The sequence below is a fragment of the Streptomyces sp. NPDC086077 genome (assembly GCF_040686175.1).
Taxonomy (GTDB): Bacteria; Actinomycetota; Actinomycetes; order Streptomycetales; family Streptomycetaceae; genus Streptomyces.
This window is the reverse complement of the sequence record NZ_JBFBJT010000030.1, coordinates 1-19,923: the sequence shown is the minus strand read 5'-3', so window position 1 is coordinate 19,923 and position 19,923 is coordinate 1. Positions and strand designations below refer to the sequence as shown.

Below are 19,923 nucleotides of genomic sequence, written 5' to 3'. Positions count from 1 at the left end.
AGGCATCGTCCTTGACGGAACCCAGTGCGCCTTCTGGAGCGCTACCGAACGCGTCGTCAAATGCAGGGCAGCTGGCCGCCGGCTCTACTGCCGGCAGTCGATCCACAGCACCAAAGGGGCCGGCAGGCCCCCTCTCGCCGCTCAGCGTGGCGACCCACCGGCTCGGCAAGCAATTCCTCGAACCCACCTCGCGCCAGGACTCCCGCAGTCCCGCGCTGACGTCGGTCGAGGCGCAAACTGACCAGGCATCCGAGGTTCTCGACCGGCAGCCCGCAGCCCGACGGCTCTCATCCGGAATGTCCTTGCCGCGCTCGACAGCCTGACGCGGGGCAGGACGCGCTGCCCCCAGGGGAGAGTGAATGGTGTTCGTCTTCGCTGCTTCCGACAAAGGCGGCACCGGCCGCTCAGTCACCAGCGCCAACATCGCATTCCACCGCGCCCTGGCCGGTGACGACGTCTGCTACCTGGACTTCGACTTCGGCTCGCCCTCTGCCGCCGCGGTGTTCGACGTGCCATGGGCCATGAGCGGCGTCAACCAGGGCGGCCTCCACTCCTACCTCCAGGGCCAGGTGCACGAGCCGGTCCGGATCGACGTCTGGACGCACTCCGAGAGCCGGGCACTGCGCCAACGGCCTGCCGCTTCCGGCGATCTGGTGCTGCTCCCCGGCGACCGCGGCGGCGGCGAGTTCGCCGTCGGCAACGACTCGTTGATCCGCTGCACCGACCTTTTCCTGCGGCTCCACAGTGAGTTCGACGTGGTGCTGGTCGACCTCAGCTCCGGCCGTAGCTATGCCGTCGACTTGGCACTCCAGGCCACCGCGCGACCCGAGATGCACGGCGTCGGCGCCCGGTGGCTGGTCCATCACCGCTGGACCCGACAGCATGTGATCGCCGCCTCCGAGTTCGCCTTCGGCCCACGCGGCATCCTCAGTGGCGGCCTCGCCCGTGGCCACGACGCCGAGGAACTGCGCGGCAACATACGTTTCGTACGGGCCGCCGTGCCGGATCCCGAGACGCTGCCGTGGTCCCTGGCGCCGCCCGCCCAGTCCGCGTGGATGCACATGTGCGACCGGGAACTCCCCCAGCTCGCCGCCGACCGGGGCGTCGGTCGCAGAGCGATGCTCGGCTCCGTACCGCTCGATCCCGTGCTGCAGTGGCGCGAACAGCTCATCACCGACGAGGACGTGCTCGGCAGCCAGGTCGCCGGACCGCAGACGCTGAAGGCGTTCCAGGACCTGGCCGGGAAGCTCACCGACGCCTGGGAGATGCCATGACCGAAGCCGCAACCGGCGCCGTCTTCCGGGAGAGGACCGCCGAGCCACGCACCCAGGCTGTACCGCTCGCCCATGTGTCACTGGAACTCGGCCACCTCTCCATGGAGGACTTCGAGGCCGGTCCGGAACGGCTGCGCGAGCACTTCGCCCGTGTCCGGCCGTGGGCCGACACGGCGCGCACGGTCGCCGCCGCCGACGCGCGCAGGGCCCGAGTGAGCACCTGCTATCTGGTGGACGAATACTGCACCCCCTGCGCCACCCCCGCCGCGGTTCTTCCCGTCCTGCTGGCCGAGGCCGAACGGGCCGGCCTCGTCATCGACTATCTGGTCCGCGAGTCCGGCTGCGCCGCAGCCGACGGCGTCCCCGTCGCCGAAGGGGTCGCGGCACGCCTCGTGGAATCACCGCCCCCAGGCAGTGACGGCTCCCGGCCCCCGGTCGGCCAGACCGGCTGGCTCTCCAACGGCCGCCGCACGCCAGGCACGCAGATCCTGGCGGCGATGGCCGACGCCGCCGACTGGCAGCCGCCGGCCGAGACCACCGCCCGGCGGCACTCGGTCTTCCTCGACGCTGAGCTCTGGCACGAGCCCGGCGGCCGGCGCGTCTGGTCGTGCTCGTTCCTGGCGGCCGTGTGGCAGCTGGCCAGGCTCGGCTTGCTGCGGCACTTCGGCGAACCCGTTCTCCAGCCCGTGCCGTTGACAGCCGGCGGGGACTTCCCGGACGACTGGGACGAGCTGCCGCCCGTGATGTGTCTCAACCCCTCCGCCGCGCCCTTCTCCGCCTACCGCACCTGCTCCGTCCTGCCGTCCCGCCTTCTACCGGTCGAACATGCGGTCCGGGTCGTTCTCGACCAGGTGGACATCCCGTCACACGCTCTCGCCCAAGTCTCCGAACGCGCCATCGGTGAGGGCCTTGCGGTAGCCGAGGAAATCCCCGACCGCATCTCCTACGTCTTCTACGAGGAGCCCATACATGGTCGGGCCGGCTGACACCGGTGAGGGCACCCAGCAGAGGCCGGAGCCGGCGCTGATCTTCGGCGAAGTGCACACCTGCCTGCTGCGGCACAGCCAGACACTGCTCGGGCGCGCTGCCGCCGACCTCTTGCGGCTACGAGCAGACGAGCGCGTCCGGCTCTCCGAGCGACCCAACCTGTACGTTCGCTCGCCCGACGTGCCGACCGGCGTGGACTGCCAGCTGCCCTCCGCGTGCGGCGCCAAGATCCGCGCAGTCGGCACCGTCACCACCCGCGCCACGCTCACCGAGGGTCGCCTGCTCCAAGTCGGCGCCCACTGCACGGTCACCGCCGAGGGCGCCGGCCGGCGCCGCCGTTGGGGCCACTACATGGCCCGCCCCGGCGTCGTAGAACCGCTTGGCATGCTTCCCGAGCAGGATGTCGCCGACGGCTGTCTCGGCGACGGCCGCCGCCCCGGTGACCTCGACCTGGGAGCGATCGCCGACCGTACGCTCACCCGGGTGCTGCGGGACCGGGCACTCGACAAGCAACCGCCTTTCAGGTCCCGGGTCACCCGCCTCCGTTGGATTGCGTTACGGGCGGCCGACGGCGAGGGCCCCGCAGTGGAGCAGTTCACCCTCGCGGGGAACGGATTGCGGACGGCGAAGATACGGCTGCCGACGGGCATCTCAGCCGCCGCCGCAGCGGAGCTCTGCCATGACTTCGCCCTGCACGACTGGCTACTCACGACCCTGGCCAGGTTGGTCGAGCGCAGCCGACTCGGCTCGAGGGACGGGCGGGAGGCGCTGACAATGCTGCGCCCTGCCGTCGACCACCTGATGCACCTGTGGATGCCGGGAGCGCGCGTGGACCAGCCTCTCCGCCCGCTGTGGGAGGCGTTGGAGCGCCAACCTGGATTCACCCGGCAGTGGCAAAGCCTGGTGCAAAGGATCAGGGATCAACTGGCCCTGCAGACCATCACCCACCTGCAGACCATCGCCCACCCGCAGCCCTGACCGCCCGACGCAGGGCGGGCCCGCTGTCGGGTGCCGAAGCGCACCATTTCTGACACCGGGGCGCTCTGTGCTACGTACTCCTGGCCGGTGACGGCAACGGCCGGTGCTGGCTTCTCGAACTGGCGGTCGATCGCACCCATCGGCAGCAGGGGCACGGGCGCCGCCTGCTCGACGCAGTGCTGGGCCTCGCGGACGACAGGCAACTCGGCACGGCTGAGCGTGGCGCCGGACAACCACCCTGCCCTGCGGCTGCACCTGGCGGCGGGCTTCTGCCTCGCCGAGCGTCGCCGCGACCACCTCGGGCGAGCCCGGACCGCCTGGTGATGGTCATTGAGGTATCCCGCCGGACCAGTTGGCTGGCGCGTGCCGTCACCCGGCAGACAGCCGGGCCGCCACAGCTGAGCACAAGGCCCTCGCCCGGGCGTCGGCGTAGCCCTGCAGTATTCCGACCGCCTCACGCCGGTGCGACGCGGCGGCGGACGGATCGTCGGTCCGATCCAGGGCAGCCGCCAGGTTCTCAAGTGCGCCCGCGACCCCCCAACCGTCGCCGAGATCCCGGAACTGTGTCACGGCGAAGCGGTGGAACTGGACGGCTTCCTGTGGCCGGTCCAGCGCCTGGTAGGCCAGCCCGGTCATGTCGAGCGCCGTTCCCTCCATCGCCTGGTCACCCAGGAGCCGGCCGATCGAAGCGGCTCGCTGAAGCGCGGCCAGTCCGTCCTCGGGTCGGCCTGCAGCCAGGCAGACCCGCCCCAGTTCGATCTCGCACTGGCCTTGGTAGATGACGTTACGGGTCTCGTACGCCATGTGCAGGGCCTGCCCGATGTGCCGGTCTGCTTCGGCCAGGAGGCCCGTTTCCCGGTCGATCGTCGCTTCGACCCACAGGCATTCAGAGCGGGCTCCGGGGCTCTCGCCCTCGTGCAGCTCCCGGAGTGTGGCCGCAACGCACTCGCGGGCCTCGTCGTGGGCACCCGCGTCGAGCAGCGCCTCGGCCCGCCCGATGAGCCCCCACACGATCCACAGCCGCAGCTGCAGCCGTCGGGCGATGTCCAGCGCCTCCTGGTACGACTGGAGAGCTTCGTCGAGTCGGCGCCCCAGCCGCAGCGCGTGCCCCAGCATCACCAGCGCGGCGATCGTCTGCCACGCGTCGTCGACCTGACGGGCTGCGGCCAGCGCGGCGCGGCTGTGCTCGATGGCCTCCTGGACGCGGTGCGCCTGCCGGTGCGCGATGCTCATGCCGAGGAGGGTGACGGCCTGGCCGAGCAAGTCCTCGGACCGCCGGGCGGCCAACAGCGCCTGGTCGGCCATCGGTAGCCAGCCTTGCACGGGATGCCGGTCCAGGAAAGGCGTACGCAACAGGGCCGGCAGCTTCCACGCCACCTCGTGGAGACCGGCCTCGGCCGCAGTCCTGCTGACCGCCACCAGGTTGTCGGTCTCCACGGTGAACCAGGCCATGGCCCGTTCGTAGTCCGAGACATCCGGAAGCCCCGGCAGATCGGCCCGCGCGGCATGCACGTGCCAGTCGTCGGCGTACTGGGCGTCGTGCACCTCGGCAACTGCCGCCATCGCCTCCAGGTACCACTCGCACAGCCGCCTCACCGCGGCCTCGCGCCCTTCCGGCGTCTCGTCGTTCACCGCTTGTTCGAAGGCGAAGGCCCTGAGCAGGTCGTGGAACTGGAACCGGTCGTAGGCGGAGGGGGAGATCAGATGCGTGCCGGCCAGGGAGTCGAGCAGCCGCCGCGCGGTGACGGTGGAGACTCCTGCGAGGGCTGCCGCGGCGTGCACCGAGAAGTCCGGCCCGGGGTGCAGACCCAGCAGCCGGAACATGCGGGCGGTCTCGCCGCTCAAGGCCCGGTAGGACCAGGCGAACACGGTGTGCACCGCGTCGCTGTCGTCTTCCTCGTCCGCCGAGAGTGCTATCCAGAGGGAGGACTCGTCCTGCAGATCGCTGATCAGCTCGCTGAGCGGCATGTGTGGCCTGGCCGCCGCCCGCTCGGCCGCGATGCGCAGCGCCAGGGGAAGACGCGCGCACAGACGGGCGAGCCGGGTCAGTTCCAGCTCGGGGTCCGGGCCGCGGTGCCCCTGGGTGCTGTCCCGCAACAACCCCACGGCCTCGTCCTCGGCGAGGACGTCGAGGTCCAGCCGGTGCGCGCCGTCCCGGGCCACCAGCCCGGACAGCCGGTCACGGCTGGTCACCAGCACCATGCACGAAGCGGTTCCGGGCAGCAGTAGGCGCACTTGGCGTACGGCCGCGGCGTTGTCCAGCACGATGAGCATGCGCCGGCCGGCGAGCAGGGACCGGTAGAGCGCAGCCTTGTCCTCGGGATCGTCGGGGATCGCTCCCGGCGCGACCCCCAGTGCGCGCAGGAAGCGCTCAAGCGCCTGGTCGGCGGTGACGGGCGGTCCCGCGTCGTAGCCCCGGAGATTGACGTGGAGCTGGCCGTCGGGGAATCGGTCCTTGACGCGGTGCGCCCAATGCGTCGCGAGGGAGGTCTTGCCGACGCCGGCGGTGCCGGCGATCGTCGAGATCACGACGGTTTGTGATCCCTCGGCGCCGCGAGCCAGGATGTCGTCGAGGCGGTCGAGCGCCGCCTGCCTGCCGACGAATCCCCTCACGTCTGCGGGGAGTTGCCGTGGGCTCGGTCCCTGCGCGCGATCCCCGTGATGGAAGTGGATCCCGCCGGTGACGTCGCGCGCCTGGACCACGTCCCAGGCGTTCCCGGACAACTCGGAGCGCGTCGTCCCGGACCGGTCGGGACTGCGCTCGTCCCGCCCCTCGGTGCCCCCCATCGGCACGGCCTCTCGGTCGCAAGCAGCTGGCCACCGTCCACCCGGTGTCCTCCTTCCAGTCAACCAGCTGAACTCCATCAGCGGGCGCAAGCACACCATTTGACCAATCGCCATCTGGCTGCGATTCGGGCGAATCCCTAGTCTGGAGCGGTGGCTGTCTCAGCGGATCCTGAGGTCGTCGTTGTCGGGTGCGGGGTGGTGGGACTGACCACCGCACTGGTGCTGTCGGAGGCGGGACGGGCGGTCAGCGTCGTCGCCGACCGTGTGCCCCAGCGTACGACCTCGGCGGTTGCCGGGGCCCTGTGGGGGCCGTACGTCTTCGACGATCCCCGGGTGCTGGACTGGAGTCTGCACAGCCTGCCGGACCTGACGGCGATCGCCGCCGATCCACGGTCCGGCGTCCGCATCGTCCAGGGGGTCGAGGCCTCGCACGACCCGGCGGAGCCTCCCGACTGGCTGCGTTCTGTGAGCGGATTCGCCACCTGCGGATCGGCCGAACTGCCGCCCGGGTTCGGCTGGGGATGGACCTACCGGGCGCCGATCTTCGACATGCCCGTATACCTCGACTACTTGCTGGGCCGTCTGGTTGCGGCCGGGGCCACACTCCGCCTGCTGGACGGCCCGCTGCGCGACCTGGACCAGGCGCTGGACATCGCTCCTGTGGTGGTCAACTGCAGCGGTCTGGGGGCCAGGGACCTGGTGGGCGACCGGGAAGTGGCGCCGAGCTGGGGGCAGTTGGTGATCACAGAGAATCCCGGCATAGAGGGGTTCTTCTCCGACTTCCCCGAGAGCCGGGATCCCACCTATTGGATTGCACATCCCGACCACGTCGTCCTGGGCGGGATGGTCCGGCACGGGAGGGGCGACCTGCGGCCGGACCCGCACGCCGCCGAGCGGATCGTGGCGCGCTGTGCCGCCGTCCTGCCTGCACTTGGCCGCGCCAGGGTGAGGGAACTCCGGGTCGGACTGCGGCCGGTGCGGCCGCGCGTACGGCTGGAGCTTGGTACGCACCACGGCGCTCCAGTGGTGCACAACTACGGTCACGGAGGCTCGGGGGTCACGCTGTCGTGGGGATGCGCGCGGCAGGTCCAGTCCCTGATCGGTTGAGGAGAGCAATGCCGTGTCCCTGTACCTGCCGTTGAACCCTGAGCGCTACCATCCGGACCCGCGAGAACCCGTCGACCGCTGGTTCCAGACGGCGAGCGCCTCCAACGTCCGTACGACGATGGAGATCGTCGCCGACCTGGTGGGCCCGGCGTGCAGCGCCGTCGTCGATCCCTTTGCCGGCGGGGGGAGTTCCGCGACGGCGGCCCGGCTGATGGACCTGCCGTTCTTCGGGATCGAGATCGATCCGGTCCTCGCCTGCGTCAGTCTGGCGAAGAGCCGGGCCACTGTCGGCCATGCCCGGATACTGCAGCGACTGCCGCCGATCCGCGACCTTGAGAGCCTGCTCTCGGTGCTGGCGTTGCTCCCCACGTGCGCCAGTGCCGACGAGGTGGCCGTCGCGTCCTGCTTGGCCGTCGTACTGGCGCTACGGGCCTCGCGCGGTACCCCCCTCGGGTACCAGGAAATCACGGGTGATCTCGCGTGTCACCGGCGCCCCGCTGCCACCGGCCGGTTGGTGTGCGCGGATGCGACAGTCCCGGCCAGTTGGCGGGACCTGCCGGTTCCGCAGGAGGACGCCGTGCTGTACACCTCGCCGCAGTTCGGACGAAGGTCGCCGCTGCTGGGCGCCCCACCGCGACTGACCGCAACGGCACGGGGTGTCCTGGCCTCCGTCGGGGGCGACCACGGGCGGAGCACGACCCCGGAGGATTCGGGCTTCGCCGGAACCACCGTGGCCATGCTGCGTCAGGCGGCCGCCGTGATGCGGCGCGCGACGGTGGTCATCGAGCATGAGCCCGACGACGACGGACACAACGCGACGGAGGAGACCCTGGAAAGGACCGCGGCGGCGCTGCCAGGACGGGTACACAACGCACGGTTCATCTTCTGCGGACAGTTCACCTGGCGCGGACCGCTGTCCCTCATCGTCTTCGATCTGCGGTGAGGATGCGACTACGTGCCCGAAAGCCAGCGCTTCGCCTCGCTCCCGGCTGATGCGACAACGGCGGCCGCGGGCCGCATGCCACAGGAGGGCACATGAAAGAGCAACCCATCGTCCTGGTGACAGGAACGGCCGTGGTGCCGTCACAGGCTCGCCGCCTGATCACCGACCGCGGGTTTGCACTACGGGAGGTCGCCGACGACCACGTGGGCACGGACGACCTGCATGCGGCGCTCGAGGGCGTCTCCGGCTACCTCATCGGCGGATACGAGGAGCCGGAGCCCGCCCACTTCGAACGAGCCGTGGCCTTGGAAGTCGTCGCGTTCGTCGGCACCGACTTCCGCAGCTACGTGCCCGGTTGGCGCACGGCGTACGACTGGGGGGTGGCTTTGGCGAACACACCGGGAGAGAACGCGGCCTCGGTCGCGGAGTTCACCGTTCTGCTCGCGCTCACGCTTGCCCGTCCGTTCACCGACGTCATTGTGAGACCCTCGCAATCCCCAGGCGGCCCGATCTCCAGGGTGTCGCCTCCCGAAGGCCGCGAACTGGGCGGTCGTACCCTGGGGATCGTCGGAGCAGGCCGGATCGGGGCACGCGTCGCCACGATCGCCCAGGCACTGGGCATGAGAGTGCTGTACACGTGCCCGCGGCGCAACCTGGCCCTCGAGTCTGCCACGGGCATCGCGTACACCGACCTCGACAGCCTCCTTTCCCAGTCCGACGTGATCAGCCTGCACCGCCCGGGGCCCACTGCCGACGAACCGCCGATGCTCGGCAGACGGGAGCTGGCGATCTGCAAGGACGGCGCCCTGTTGGTGAACACGGGTCATCATGATCTCGTTGATCCGGTGGCACTCGCCTGGGCGATTGAGCACAGCAACCTCCGGGCCGCAGTCGATGGGTTCGGATCAGGCGACGCCTGGGCCGCGCTCGCGGCACTCGGCCCGGAACGCTTTTTGTCCGTCCCCCAGATGGGCTTCCTCACTCGGGACGCGGGGCTGCGCGCCGGCCTGCGCGCAGCCCGCGCAGTGTGCGACGTGTTGTCAGGGACCGGTTCTCCCGACGTCACCAACCCCGACTTCCGCGAGCGGCGGAAAATCGCGCGCGGCCGCGGATGATGCCCGAGAGCCCAGGCGGGCGGAGCTGAGCACTCAGCAGGGGGCAAACTGCTGGGGCTGGTAGGGGAAGGCGGCCTCCGCGCGGCCTGGACCATGCGGCAGGGACCTGGCGTACGTCCTGTGCAGCCGCCGGGCGCGGCCGTCCCAGCGCGGCGTGAACGCCGTGTGGCCGTGGACGACGCGTGCGTTGTCCAGGATCAGAAGGTCACCGGGACGCATCCGCACCGTGTCGGTGACCTCGTCCCGCGCCTCGGGGAGCGCCTGGAGGCTTGACGAGCCGACGGGTTCCGAGGCTCCAGTAACTCGCGGTCGCAGGCGAGCCGAGGATCGGCGGAAACATCGTCGAGCACCAGCACGCGCGTCTGCAGGCTCGATCTGTCCGCAGGGCGGAAGGCCAGGTCCGTACCGCATGTCATACGGCGCCCGCACAGGATCTCCGGCTCAGCGGCCCCGAGCAACGGCAGTGTGGCCCGAGCGGCCGCCACGGTCGTCCCGGCAACGCCGTCATGGTCCGCGCGCGAGCCCGCGAGCAGCAAGGAATTCCGGCCGCCACCGGTGATAAAGAAGCATTTCCGAGTGCGGGGACCCCCCGAGTTCAACTCGCGGTAAGCCGTGGGCATGCCCATCGCCGTGCCATCGCCGGGAGCCAGCCTTCCATGGCAAGCAGCGGGCGGTCGACCGGGGCGGTCCTGCTGGCAGGCGTACTCGGCAGCGCGCCGACCGGGCGCGGAAGATCCGTCACGTGCAGATGGCCATGGCCGTCTCGTCCCGTTCCCAGCGCTTTCAAGCGCTCCAGAAGCGGGCCGGCAGCATGCCGGCCAGCTTGGCTGCGGCGCGGACGAACGCCGCGACATTCTGACGCGGCACCGAGGGCAACGCCACGGCCAGTTCGTTGAACGTCTCATGCCATTGTCCGCACGTTATATGGATGGAACGCCCAGCATCCGTGGACCGTCACTCGGATTCCGATGGCACCAGGGAGTCGTAGAACCGGCAGCGCGCTTCGAGCGCCGCGCTGACGCCGTACTCGATGTCCGCTCTGTGCGAGGGAACTTCCGCCGCGGCGTCGATCAGCGACTCGAGGAGTTCGGTGTGCCGTGTGTCGGCTTTCATGTTCTCGGTGAAGTACGAGAGGTCGGCCGCCGGAAAACGAGACCGGACGGCGTCTTCCAGCGGGCGGAATTCGGCGAGCGACAGATATTCATTCGCGTAACAGAAGGCGCCCACGCCTCGCCAGGCGCTCGACGTCGTGAGTTCGCGCTGCGTATGGAGGAAGGCGAGCGTCCCCTCGGTCGGAGGGCAGTCGAGGTGGCCTCTGTCGACTCCCATCGACTCGAGTAGCTTGTCGAGCAGCACGGCATGGGCCTGATCGGGATCTCCCTCACCGAACTCCTCCCAAAGGTTTTCGGCGAGCACCGTCCTCATGCTGAAGTCATCGGCGTACGAGATCAAAAGGCCGATGGACCGGGGAAAGGCGTACGACACGTGCCGTTCCTGAAGCCCCCAGGCGACGAGATGCTCGGAATCGGCCCTGTCGGAGGCCACCAATGCGAGGAACGGGTGGCGAAGCACCCGGTGTTGATCCACGAAGCTCCGCAGATATTGCGACGTTGCGCGCATAGCGACCACCTCCGCAGTACCCAATCGGCTCGGCCTTACGTCTACGGCGTCTCCGCCCCGGGGGCGGGTGGTGGGGGCGGAGCGGGGGTCCCGAAGGTCAAACCGGAGAAGTCCCGCCCTTGCACCACGTGCCCGTACTGGGTGCCGCCGCTGACTGTGTTGTCGACGTCACCGTCGCTCGTTCGAATGACTTTTGCGTGTTCATGCCACTGTTGCAGGACGGCGGAGAACTCCGGATCGACCGCGGCGCGCGTCGCCAACGCGGTGCTCAACGCCTGTGCACGGGCCGTATCCCCGGGCTCCTCCTGAAGCCGGATCAGCTCGACCTCTCCGGTGCTGACAGCCGGAGCCGGCGGGGATGCGTCGTGGCCATGCCCGAACGGGCGGCGTACCAGCGAGCTGAGCCCCACCCACGCTTGGTGGCCGAGCGCACCGGCGGCGCCCCCTGCCAGTTCCGCGAGCAATGTCGCCGACACCAGATCCATGCCCCCACCGCCCTTGGCGCGTGCTGCCCGACCAGGACTGGACACATTACCGGTCGGGTGATGCCTCATGTGAGGTAAGTGCGGAATTGGTGCCTAACCAGGCGGTTTGCTGTAAATGATCTCAGACGTTACCGATCGAGGGAGAGCCGGTATGTACGGCAGAAACGTGGTGGTGGAGGCAGGCACGACGGCGGTTGTCATCGCGACCATTCCACGGAAAGGACGTCGCGACGCCCCGGACGGCGCAGGGCGGGCTCTCCGGGGTGCCCACCCTCCGTTCCGACAGAGGCCGTTTGGTTGCGGATCAAGGCTTGCCATCCGGGCGGCTCGGCCGTAGCCGCGGACACTGAAGGCGATTCGGTTGGCCGCGGCGGGTGCGCCACGAGGGGGTGTATCCGCAAGCGCTCCGGGCGAGGTAGAGATGACACGCCTGCAACTCGCACCGCCGGCGTGTCTCGGCTGCCCGCTCTTCCGCTCCCCTTCACGTCCCAGACGGCCCGCCGCTGCGCTGTGGCCGGATGATCACTCGTGTCTCTCCGCCGTTGCTCGCCCCACCGAGAAGGGCTCGCCTCCCTATGTCCCTGTTGAGTCGTCGCACACTGGTCACGGGCGCGTCCGCCGCCGGCCTCGCCCTGACGCTTCCCCGTCCCGCCCTGGCCGATGAGGCCGCGTCCGCGGCGGAGACCGCGTATGCGGCCTTCCGTATCGTCCGAGCGCGAGCAGGAGAGCCGGGGTATCCCGAGGTCACGCTGCCCGCCGGGTACACCGCTCTGTCCGGGGAGCCGGGCCGAGTTCTACGGCTTCGCCACGGGACCGAAGAACGCGGCCGGCGTCGAAGTCTCCGTCCGCTGGCCTGGGGTCTTCGTGAAGGCCGCGTCGTCCACATGGACACCAGGCTCGCGGTGAAGCGTGACCCCACGGACCCCTACCGGATCACCTTCACGCTACCCGTGAGTCAGCCGACGATCGGCGCCAATGAACCCACGCTGCAGATCTGGAGCCACCCCGACATCTCGGCAGGCATGTACTACAAGATCGACCACAACGACCCGGACCGGGTTGCCGGGCCCTGGCGGGACGTGCCCTGGCCGGCGAACGAGGTCAAGTCCCAGATCCACCAGCTCGTCGCCGCCCACACGATCCTGGTCGCTTCCGGACTCAAGGCGGCGGCCGCAGCCAAGGGCCACCGCTGGTTCGTCGCGGGTTTCGAGACCAACAACACCCTGCACGCGGACAACCCGCCCCACTGGCACATCTCGTACAACTCCGGGTCGGACTTCAACGCCCCCACCCACAACACGCACTTCTGGCTCGACAGCGATGCCCGCAACTTCTACAACGGCATGGACGTCACCGGTCTCGGCCGATTGAAGCACTACGTGGGCGAACCCGCCCGAATCCACGACTTCGACGGCGACGACAACGACGGCCGTGGCAATCTCGTCGCCACCATGACCATTCGCGAGGACGGCGGTATCGACATCGCCGCGCCCGAGGGCCCTGTCTACGCCATCGCGGCGGGCAGCGGCGGCTCCCTGATCGAGCAGGTCACGCTCCTGCGGGACGGAAAGCCCTGGCTGCGCGTCACGACCGACGACCATCAGCGGATCGGTGTGACGACCGTGCGGGTCCTGGGCCTGCAGGATCCCCGCGAGAGCTACGCGAAGGTGCTGCGGTACGACCCGCTGACCGGCGTGCTGATCTGACCTGGGTGCGGCCTGGCCGAGGAGCAGGGGGCGGACCGCATGGGAGGGGGCGGCGTGGGTGTCCGCCCCCTGTTCGACGTCCGGAACGGCCAGCAACTTCGCCGTCCGCACCGGCACGCACGCCTACCGACGTGCGGGGGTCGGCCCGAGAGCATGTGCCAGCCGCTGTGACCCCTCGTCCGCGCCCGGTGACCGCCTCCCACCTGGGCGCCCTGCGGAACGTCCCTGAAAGCACGTGCTGTCAGTACGGTGCATGATCGGATCGGTTCGCATCGGTCGGGTGCGGCCGGGATGCGTGCTGCCAGGGTTGGAGACGAAAGGAGGCCTCGTGATCTCGGGACTGAACCAGCTTGTCGATCTGGTAGAGGAGCACCTCGCGGAGGAGCCCGATGTCCAGGGGTTGGCGGGGGCGCTCGGCACGACCGAGTACCACCTGCGCCGGATGTTCTCGTCGTTGGCCGGTATGCCGCTCTCGGAGTACGTCCGGCGGCGGCGCATGACCGTTGCCGCCGCCGACGTCGTCCGGGGCGAGGGGGATCTGCTGAGCATCGCCGTCCGGCACGGATACGGCTCGAGTGAGGCGTTCGGACGCGCGTTCCGGGCGGTCCACGGTGCCGGCCCCGGTGACGTACGCCGCCATGGAGGCCCCTTGCGCACACAACCGCAGCTCAGGTTCCGCCTGACCGTCGAAGGGAGCACCCCCATGGACACCCGCCTCGTCAACCGGCCTGCGTTCCGGCTGATCGGACACGCCACCCGCGTCCCGCTCATCCACCAGGGCGTCAACCCGTACATCCAGCAGCACATCGCTGCCCTTCCGCAGGAGGAACACCTACGGCTGAAGGCCCTCGGCGACACCGAACCGGCAGGCCTGCTGCAGGTCTGCGACGAGGTCGACCCCGACGGTACGGAAGGCAGCGAACTGACGTACCTGCACGGAGTCGCCCTGGGCTGGGACACGCCGGCCCCGGACGGCCTCGACGCCATCGAGGTGCCGGACGGGACCTGGGCCGTCTTCCGTACGAGCGGACCGCATCCGCAGGCCTTGCAAACGACCTGGGCGGCGACCGCGACCGACTGGTTCCCCTCCAACCCGTGGCGGCTGCGACCCGGTCCCTCGATCGTCGCCACCCTCGAGCGCGCGGACGACTTCAGCACCGCGACCTGTGAGCTGTGGCTGCCCGTCGAACCGGCGTGACGATGACGCACCATCGAACGTTCAGTCACGTCTCCTGTTGCGTCGAAGCACGGTAGTCGCCACGTCGGCAGGCCTGTTGTCGCCCAGGTCAGCAGGTCTGCGCGTGCGACGTGACTGAGCGTCGTATTCGGCCGCCTCTGCGGTCTGCTGGCCGCTGGGTGGACGGCTTCACGACGAAAGCCGAGCAGCCCCCATGGGGTCCAGGCCGTTCGTACAGTGGCGCGCTCCACTTGGACGCCGTGGACGACGCCCACTCATCGGTCGCAGCGCAAAGAAGGGTCGGTACCCTCTCGGTCATGACGCCATCTACGACGAGCTCAGAGGCAGTCCGCCCGACCGCGTTGTGGGGCGTCTCTGTGGCGTCGCTGTGCGTCTTCCTCCTCAGCTGGGCCCTTTGCTGGGTGAACGCGTACGTCGTGAATGACGACCTACCGAACGCTTGTGACGACCTGCGTCGGCAGAGCTTTCCACCGGAGGTGGTATGCGCGTCCGCGGACGGCACGCTCACCGGTGCGAACGCTGGTTGGATAGAGGTTCTGTTCTTCGCCTCGCTCGTAGTGTTCGTGCTGCTCGCGAGCATGGCGCTCGCGTCCGTCCGCAGGAAGTGACGCGTACGGCCTTGGCCCGGTGGCCTGCCCAATGGTGCGGGGGCTCCGCGGAACCCCGGGTTGCTTGCGAACGATTCGCGGGCCGGCGGTCGTTGACCGTTCCGCCTGGGGTGGGGCAATCGAGTGGCGGCGTCGGTGTGAGGGCTGAGCCCACGGCGATTCGCGCCACGCGGTTGCCTGGACCGCTTGCCCTCATGACTCGGCCCCGGCCTGCTCGCGGCCGAGTCGGATACGGGGCCGCGTAGTAAAGTCGCCTTGATCACTACGAGGGGGACCCTATGCAGCTTCGGCATGCCTGGCGAACGGCGTTCGTCACCACGGTGCTCGCGTCCTGTCTGGTGTCTTGTTCCACGGGTGCCGAAAACGCCTCAGGGGACGCCGGGAGGCAAGACATGTCCCCTTCCTCGTCCGCAGCCCCGACACCGGCGGTCGCCGGGGCACAGGAGGCCGCCCCCGACTCGGACCCTGCCGCGTCGCCGGGTCCGGAATTGGTTCGCGACGCCTTCGCCGGCCTTCAGGCAACACTCAACGACACCTGCACAACAGGGTCGGGAGATTGCGCATACTTCCTGGGCAGGGTCCACGAAGAACTGGTCGGCCTCGACGCGGCGATGAAAGCGGACCCCAAGGGGCCGGACCACTTCCCTGAGCCCCTTGCTTGGATCTCGGACCTCCGCATGACACTTGACGGTGACACCTCCACGGAGAACCTGGAGACCCACCGCACAGAACTGGTCGGCGTCCGTGACCGGATCAACGTCTGGATGCAGGACCATCCCGACGACTACCGCTGAACACAGGCCGGATATCAGTCGATACTGCGACCATCCCGTCTCGCAGGGGCCCTCCAGACAGCGGCAGGCGCGGTACTCGGGTGGCCACGCAGGATTCGAGTCCGCGCACACTCGAACTCGTGACGACGCGCCGCGACCTCGGAGCCAGCCAGGAATCCAGGGGGAGTGGGCCGGTTGGCTCGGATCTTGCGTGGCCTCTCGCCCCTGCCGTCGTGCCAGCGACCGGACCGGTTGTCAGGGCGCATGCGCGGCTGGTGAAGCTCGGTGCCGCCTTGAATACGGTGGAAGGGCCGTGGCTGAGAGGACGCGAAGACGTAGACGTGTACCAATCTGTGGACAGCCGTCGAGCGGTACGGGCGTTCAGCGGTGAGCCGGTGTCCAGAGAGGCGCTCGAACGAGTGCTGGCTGCGGCCGCGCGGACGCCGTCGAGCGGGAACCTCCAACCGTGGCATGTGTATGTCGTGGCAGGAGAGCCCCTGACCGAGCTGAAGAAGCGCGCGACGGCCAGGGCGCTGGCGGGGAACCCGGGTGACGAGCGGGAGAACCCGATGTACCCGCCGGGTCTTGCCCAGCCGTATCTGGACCGCTTCCACGCGGTGGCCACCCAGCGGTACGAGGCGCTGGGGGTCGAGCGCGACGACCCCGACAGGCCCGTGAAGGTGGCTGCGAAGGTGCACCGCGTGCTGCTGGATCGGCTCGGGGCAGTGGGCGAGGTGGACTGGTTCGTTGCGCGATCGTCTCGATGGGCAGCCGGCGATCGACTGGTCCCTCAACCCGGCCGGTTCCGACGGAGCGCGGCACGAAACCTGCGCGAGCGACTGGCTCTGATCCGACCGAAGTGGGGGCGGACATCTTCGGATCCGCCCCCGCTGCAGTCACGGCCACGCCACGTGCCGACGAGGCGCGCAACGTCGACCGTCTGAGGGGGGCGCCGACAGACTGTGCCGAGCATCGGCCACCGCGGCGTCGCGTCCCTCGCCGCAACCCACCATGGACATTCAGGTCCGCGGCTTTGCCGTCGCCAACCTCCGCCGCCGCCCTGTCGTAGTGGAGATCGGCGGTCGTTGGGGGCTTCAGCCCCGAGACCGACAGCCCGTACCTCAACTACGCGACCCCGATCCGACACCGGATCGGTCTCCCGATTCCCTTGCCGGCCCCCGCACAGCGCCTATCCGAGGGCGAGTTGGTTCGGATCGGTGCGGCGCCGCTGGTCAGTCCCTCAGCGTCTGGAACGCTGATCCGGCTGGCGACACCAGGTGAGGGCGTCAGTAGGCGAACAGCCGCGCCACGACCACGGGTTCACCTAGGCCGGAGGACTGGCGCTGGTCGCCTGGTCACGGCTCCGGACCAGGCGTCCCAGGGTCGGTCATGCGAGGCGCGGCCGCTTGGAGATAATCAGGCGGGGGAGCGGGGTTGGTTCTGGTCGCGCCAGGCCCGTGGTGAGATTCCGTAGGCCTGTTTGAAGATTTTGCTGAAGTGGGTCGCGTCCACGAAGCCCCATTTTCGTCCTGTGGCTGCGATGGTCCGCAGTCGGCTGTTCGGGCCGGCCAGTTCTCGTCTGCATTCGGCCAGGCGGCGTGTGCGGATCCAGTCTCCGAGGCTGATGCCCGAGCGGGACAGCACCGCGTAGAGGTGACGTACGGAGATGCTGTGTGCGGCGGCGATCCGTGCCGCCGACAGATCGGGATCAGCCAGGTGCGCCTGGATGTATTGAGTGATTCGCAGACTGAGTGTCGCCTCAAGCGGCTCCTTGGCCAGACTGTCGTTGCCGTGCTGGGACATCAGGACGGCACGGAGGAGTTCGATGCTGGGTTGCACCGCGGCGTCGGCGTGCACGCCCTGGTGCAGTTCGTCGGTGACAGCCAATTGGGAGAAGTAGGTGAAGGCGAGGCGCGCAACGGGGTTGTCCGATCCCAGGGGCACCGCGGTGATGTCTCGTAACATCCGGTCAGGGAGCGCGAGTGTCGCGCGGGGGAAACGGATGAAGCGGTAGTCGACTCCCTCGTCGAAGAGATGTGTGTAGGGAGCGATCGATTCGTAGACGGCGAACTCCCCCGGCCTCAGCAGGCACTCGCGACCGTTCTGCACCACCAAGCTGCTGCCCGTCATCTGAACTCCGAGAGTGACGGCCGGCTCTTCGTCCTCCCGGGCGAGCCGCTCCGTCCGGCGGAGGGTGACCGCGGTCGCCCACGCCGAACAGACCCTTATGGGCCCCACGGTGCCTAGCCCGATGCGAACGGATATGTCCTCAGCCGGCGGGCCGTGGTCGATGTCGACCGCCACCATGGATTTCCACACCGCGTTCCGGACCACTTCCTCCCGGTCCCGCGGCGCTATGAACGCGGTATCCAGAACTGGGCTCATGAGGCAGACCTTTGTCTGCAACGGTCACAGAGCCGGCCTGACCGTACCTTGGCCCGTTCCCCCACAAGTCACCCCTCACCACGGACGGTTTCCCGACATCAGTCTGGCGCGCCTGTCTCTCGCTGTGCAACGGCTTCGACTGGCACCCGCAGGGGCCTCGCCTGTTGCGGCGCCACCTCGTCGAGGCGGTGCACTACTGACAAGGTTCCTTGCACGGATGACAAAGTTCGAAGCCCGCGAGGACCCTAAGGTCGATGGGCGAGGCCAGAGGAAGGAAGGTCACATGCCGGGCTTCTCGGGGACCGCCATCGATGGCGTCCTCGGTCCGAAGACGCAAAGGGCATGAAGCGGCAGCTGCGCGGAAGTAGCGGTCGGCCGTCGTGCCCTTCGCAGTGCAGGAACCCGACCCAGACGTGACGCATAGCACCAAGGGCCCTGCCGGTGGCCGGGTGAGCCTTTGCGCAGGCGGACGGCCTGACCGTCAGTCTCTTCAGGTAGAGCTACTCGAATAGAGGGAAATGTGAGATCTCGCGTACGAACACGCCCAACCGGCCTTCTCGCCACCGGGCTCTTGCTCGCTGGCCTGCTCGGGGGCGCCGTCAGCATGGCGCCAGCCGCCTCGGCGCACGGCAATTACGTGCACTGTCAGGGGCGTTGGCTGCACGAGCGGATCGGGAACAGCGACCTGAAAGTGATGCTGCCGGCGGAGGTCGGGTTCAGTATCGGCATCCATTGCTACCTGACGAACGGTGATGGCACCCTCGCCTACCCGTTGAGTGGTGTCGAGGTGTTGCAGCGGGCGTTGAACAGGTGCTACTCGGCGGGCCTCACCGTGGACGGCGCCTTCGGTGACAAGACCGAGGCCGCGCTGAGACGGGCGCAGACCCTGGCGGGTGTGACGGTCGACGGCGAGTACGGTCCCGCGACCCGCACCTTCATGAAGTGGCCGATGTACAGCGACGCCACCGGCAAGGTCACCTGCCAGCGCCACGGCGACATTCGGCGGGACCTGTGACGGCAGTCTCGTTCTGCCGAGGCGGGTAGCGCTGGCGGCCCAGGACCACAAAAGCGTCTCTACCCGGATGAGTCCGAGTTCGATCAAATCGAGTCCGATGCCGTAGCAGGCGCCACGGGTGCAACAACCCGCAGGTGCGGTCGAACAAAAGGATTCGCCGTCGCAGCGATGGGACCGGGATCTTCCGCCCCGCCCTGATCCGCCTGCTCGGCGCCGTTCTTGCGGGACACGTTCCCTGCACGGATGGCAAAGCCGAACCCGAGATGACCCCTCAGGCCCAACGGTGAGGCCGGAGTAAAGGGCGTCACACACCCGCACCACGAGCCTTGCCCCAGTTGGGGGAAGCCCGTCCACGCGGTCACCATCACCTCGACAAAAGGAGATCTCATGCGACCGGGAATATTTGCCAGGTCCTTGATCACGGCGTCCCTGGCGCTCGGCCTCACGGCAGTGGGCCTTGCCGGCGCGAGCGCGAGCTTTGCCGCCGGGCCGAGCACCGGAACGTACGGGACCACCGCCGTGGTCAACCTTGGCCTGAGCACCAACCAGGCCAAGGGCATGCAGGAGATGCTGATCGCCTACGACCTCGACAGCAGCATGGTCATTGACGGGGCTCTCGGCCCCGACAGCTGGAAAGCAATGCAACAGATGCTCAAGTGGTTCCACGGTTACGACGGCGCCCTTGACGGCGTTCCGGGCCCGAGGACGATCGTGGCCCTGCAGAGATGGCTGAAGGAGGACTGGGGTTACTCGGGCCCGCTCGACGGTATCGCAGGGGCAGGCACGCAGGCGGCCTTCGCCCGCGCGGGCACCTACTACTACCAGCTGTTCTTCTGAGTGCACCTGCCTTAGACGTCGTCTCATTTGGTGAGTCTGCGGTAGCAGATGAGGGTGCAGGCGATGGCGGTGAAGGCCAGGAAGTGCTCGGCCTTGCGTTCGTAG

General features: G+C 68.9%; 18 protein-coding genes and 1 pseudogene. 13 read left to right on the top strand and 6 right to left on the bottom strand.

The window, feature by feature from the left end:
- Positions 1–362: 362 nt before the first annotated feature.
- The 4 genes and pseudogenes from AB0O67_RS11840 to AB0O67_RS11825 form a co-directional block, all read left to right on the top strand.
- Positions 363–1,274 (top strand): SCO2523 family variant P-loop protein, encoded by a 912-nt coding sequence (locus tag AB0O67_RS11840; protein WP_365448872.1) that lies wholly within the window; start codon positions 363–365, stop codon positions 1,272–1,274.
- Entirely contained in the window at positions 1,271–2,260 is a 990-nt protein-coding gene (locus AB0O67_RS11835) for an SCO2522 family protein (RefSeq protein WP_365448810.1), read from the top strand. Before AB0O67_RS11840 ends, AB0O67_RS11835 begins: the two co-directional genes overlap by 4 nt.
- Positions 2,244–3,239 carry an SCO2521 family protein gene (locus tag AB0O67_RS11830; RefSeq protein WP_365448808.1) on the top strand — a complete coding sequence of 332 codons (996 nt, stop codon included), beginning with the start codon at positions 2,244–2,246 and terminating at the stop codon, positions 3,237–3,239. The genes AB0O67_RS11835 and AB0O67_RS11830 overlap by 17 nt, the downstream gene beginning before the upstream one ends.
- A 65-nt stretch (positions 3,240–3,304) precedes the next feature.
- Positions 3,305–3,391 (top strand): annotated as a pseudogene (locus tag AB0O67_RS11825) (hypothetical protein); the annotation flags it as partial.
- Between the two features lie 217 nt (positions 3,392–3,608).
- Here AB0O67_RS11825 and AB0O67_RS11820 read toward each other — a convergent pair.
- Positions 3,609–6,026, bottom strand: coding sequence for a tetratricopeptide repeat protein (locus AB0O67_RS11820; RefSeq protein ID WP_365448806.1), 2,418 nt, complete (start codon positions 6,024–6,026; stop codon positions 3,609–3,611).
- 150 nt (positions 6,027–6,176) lie between these two features.
- Between AB0O67_RS11820 and AB0O67_RS11815 the strand changes: the two genes are divergently transcribed.
- From AB0O67_RS11815 to AB0O67_RS11805, 3 genes are all read left to right on the top strand, one after another.
- Positions 6,177–7,133 (top strand): FAD-dependent oxidoreductase, encoded by a 957-nt coding sequence (locus AB0O67_RS11815; RefSeq protein ID WP_365448804.1) that lies wholly within the window; start codon positions 6,177–6,179, stop codon positions 7,131–7,133.
- Positions 7,134–7,146: 13 nt separating this feature from the next.
- Entirely contained in the window at positions 7,147–8,076 is a 930-nt protein-coding gene (locus AB0O67_RS11810; protein WP_365448802.1) for a hypothetical protein, read from the top strand.
- Positions 8,077–8,168: 92 nt separating this feature from the next.
- On the top strand, positions 8,169–9,191 hold the full coding sequence (locus AB0O67_RS11805) for an NAD(P)-dependent oxidoreductase (RefSeq protein ID WP_365448800.1): 1,023 nt from the start codon (positions 8,169–8,171) through the stop codon (positions 9,189–9,191).
- A 33-nt stretch (positions 9,192–9,224) separates the two neighbouring features.
- On the opposite strand, the gene AB0O67_RS11800 is transcribed toward AB0O67_RS11805, so the two are convergent.
- From AB0O67_RS11800 to AB0O67_RS11790, 3 genes are all read right to left on the bottom strand, one after another.
- Entirely contained in the window at positions 9,225–9,602 is a 378-nt protein-coding gene (locus AB0O67_RS11800) for a TauD/TfdA family dioxygenase (protein ID WP_365448870.1), read from the bottom strand.
- Between the two features lie 543 nt (positions 9,603–10,145).
- Positions 10,146–10,811: an iron-containing redox enzyme family protein gene (locus tag AB0O67_RS11795; protein WP_365448798.1), complete on the bottom strand. Its 666-nt coding sequence runs from the start codon at positions 10,809–10,811 to the stop codon at positions 10,146–10,148.
- Between the two features lie 41 nt (positions 10,812–10,852).
- The gene (locus AB0O67_RS11790; protein ID WP_365448796.1) at positions 10,853–11,296 is read right to left on the bottom strand and encodes a hypothetical protein; all 444 of its coding nucleotides are present in this window, start codon (positions 11,294–11,296) and stop codon (positions 10,853–10,855) included.
- An 884-nt stretch (positions 11,297–12,180) separates the two neighbouring features.
- On the opposite strand from AB0O67_RS11790, the gene AB0O67_RS11785 reads away from it, so the two are divergent.
- The 4 genes from AB0O67_RS11785 (at position 12,181) to AB0O67_RS11770 (ending at position 16,525) form a co-directional block, all read left to right on the top strand.
- Positions 12,181–13,002 carry a hypothetical protein gene (locus tag AB0O67_RS11785; RefSeq protein ID WP_365448794.1) on the top strand — a complete coding sequence of 274 codons (822 nt, stop codon included), beginning with the start codon at positions 12,181–12,183 and terminating at the stop codon, positions 13,000–13,002.
- Between the two features lie 328 nt (positions 13,003–13,330).
- Complete coding sequence (locus AB0O67_RS11780; RefSeq protein WP_365448792.1) at positions 13,331–14,200, top strand: AraC family transcriptional regulator; 870 nt, start codon at positions 13,331–13,333, stop codon at positions 14,198–14,200.
- A gap of 239 nt (positions 14,201–14,439) precedes the next feature.
- Entirely contained in the window at positions 14,440–14,808 is a 369-nt protein-coding gene (locus AB0O67_RS11775; RefSeq protein WP_365448790.1) for a hypothetical protein, read from the top strand.
- 1,090 nt (positions 14,809–15,898) lie between these two features.
- On the top strand, positions 15,899–16,525 hold the full coding sequence (locus tag AB0O67_RS11770) for a nitroreductase family protein (protein ID WP_365448868.1): 627 nt from the start codon (positions 15,899–15,901) through the stop codon (positions 16,523–16,525).
- Positions 16,526–16,997: 472 nt separating this feature from the next.
- Here the strand turns inward: AB0O67_RS11770 and AB0O67_RS11765 are convergent, their stop codons facing one another.
- A complete protein-coding gene (locus AB0O67_RS11765; RefSeq protein WP_365448788.1) occupies positions 16,998–17,966 on the bottom strand; it encodes a helix-turn-helix domain-containing protein in 969 nt (322 codons plus the stop codon).
- Positions 17,967–18,570: 604 nt separating this feature from the next.
- On the opposite strand from AB0O67_RS11765, the gene AB0O67_RS11760 reads away from it, so the two are divergent.
- A complete protein-coding gene (locus AB0O67_RS11760) occupies positions 18,571–18,981 on the top strand; it encodes a peptidoglycan-binding domain-containing protein (protein WP_365448786.1) in 411 nt (136 codons plus the stop codon).
- 83 nt (positions 18,982–19,064) lie between these two features.
- On the opposite strand, the gene AB0O67_RS11755 is transcribed toward AB0O67_RS11760, so the two are convergent.
- Positions 19,065–19,403: a hypothetical protein gene (locus AB0O67_RS11755; RefSeq protein WP_365448782.1), complete on the bottom strand. Its 339-nt coding sequence runs from the start codon at positions 19,401–19,403 to the stop codon at positions 19,065–19,067.
- Between AB0O67_RS11755 and AB0O67_RS11750 the strand changes: the two genes are divergently transcribed.
- Positions 19,396–19,818 (top strand): peptidoglycan-binding protein, encoded by a 423-nt coding sequence (locus tag AB0O67_RS11750; protein WP_365448780.1) that lies wholly within the window; start codon positions 19,396–19,398, stop codon positions 19,816–19,818. The two genes, AB0O67_RS11755 and AB0O67_RS11750, sit on opposite strands and share 8 nt — an antisense overlap.
- The last annotated feature ends 105 nt before the right edge of the window (positions 19,819–19,923 follow it).